2 protein-coding genes are annotated in these 1,419 nt (G+C 62.4%); both read left to right on the forward strand.

Annotated features, from left to right (window positions below; translation table 11 throughout):
- The first annotated feature begins 181 nt into the window (after positions 1 to 181).
- The gene (gene grpE, locus EN991_RS36160; RefSeq protein WP_027161324.1) at positions 182 to 817 is read left to right on the forward strand and encodes a nucleotide exchange factor GrpE; all 636 of its coding nucleotides are present in this window, start codon (positions 182 to 184) and stop codon (positions 815 to 817) included.
- 136 nt (positions 818 to 953) lie between these two features.
- Positions 954 to 1,419 (forward strand): trimeric intracellular cation channel family protein (locus EN991_RS36165; protein ID WP_164769655.1); only part of this gene is annotated, 466 nt, incomplete at its 3' end.

Below are 1,419 nucleotides of genomic sequence, written 5' to 3' on the forward strand. Positions count from 1 at the left end.
GCCTGTGGGGCAAGCAAAGCCGGCAGTTAAGGTAAAATTTGAATTAAAATCGAAATGCCTTGCCTGCCATTGTCCGGCCTTGGCCGGTGGCTTCCATAATCGCTTACCCCTTGATTTTTGGCTGCCAAACATCGATATCGGGCACAAAATCCACATCATTCGAGATTGACGGGAAACGGCGATGAGCGACCAGGCAAAAGACGAACGCGCGCCCGATGAAGTCGAGGCGACCGAGCCCGCAGCCGAGCGCACGGAAGGCAGCACCGACGGCGACTATGAAGCCCTTGTCCGGCTGCTGAAGGAAAATGAAGAGCTGAAGGACCGCGCGCTGCGCGTGGCGGCCGAGATGGAAAACCTGCGTCGCCGCACGGCGCGCGATGTTCACGATGCGCGCACCTACGCGGTCGCGAATTTCGCCCGCGACATGCTTTCGGTGTCGGACAATCTGCGCCGCGCGCTGGATGCGATTCCCGCCGAGGCCAAGGCATCGGGTGACGCCGGCTTCAAGGCGCTGATCGAAGGCGTCGACCTCACCGAGCGCGCCATGCTGTCGGCGCTGGAACGGCATGGGGTCAAGAAGCTCGCGCCGGAAGGCGAGAAGTTCGATCCCAATTTCCACCAGGCGATGTTCGAAGTGCCCAATCCGGACGTCCCGGCCAACACCGTGGTCCAGGTCGTGCAGCCGGGCTATTCGATCGGCGACCGCGTGCTGCGCCCGGCTATGGTCGGCGTCGCCAAAGGCGGTCCGAAGTTTGCCGCCGCTGAAGCGCCGGTCGAGCCGGGGCCGGTAAACGAGCAGGCTGAGAAAGATGCATAGTTAAGGGAGTAGGGGAGTAGGGCAGTAGGGCAGTAGGGCAGTAGGGAAAAGGGCAATCGCACCTTCCGTGCGGCTTCGTGCTAAACATACTGCCCTACTGCCCTACTGCCTTATTCCCTTACTCCCCTGGCCTGCAATGAACCCCATCGCGCTTCTCGACTATGCCGGTGTCGCCGTCTTCGCGGCGACCGGAGCGCTTGCGGCTTCGCGCAAGCAGCTCGACATTATCGGCTTCCTGTTCCTGGCCAGCGTCACCGGGATAGGTGGCGGCACGCTTCGCGACGTCATCCTCAACCTGCCGGTTTTCTGGGTCGCCAACTCCGGCTATGTGCTGGTCTGCGCCGCGGTTGCGGTGCTGGTCTTCTTCAGCGCGCATCGTGTCGAATCGCGCTGGAAATGGCTGCTCTGGCTCGACGCCATCGGGCTCGCCGCTTTTTCGGTGATGGGCGCGGCCAAGGGGCTTGCGATTACCGGTTCGACGGTCGTCTCAGTCATCACCGGCGTGCTCACCGCCACTTTCGGCGGCATTCTGCGCGATCTCCTTGCCGGCGAGCCATCGGTGCTGCTCAGGCCCGAAATCTATGTCACGGCGGCCCTTGCAG

The organism is Mesorhizobium sp. M7A.F.Ca.US.005.03.2.1, assembly GCF_003997795.1.
Taxonomy (GTDB): Bacteria; Pseudomonadota; Alphaproteobacteria; order Rhizobiales; family Rhizobiaceae; genus Mesorhizobium; species Mesorhizobium ciceri.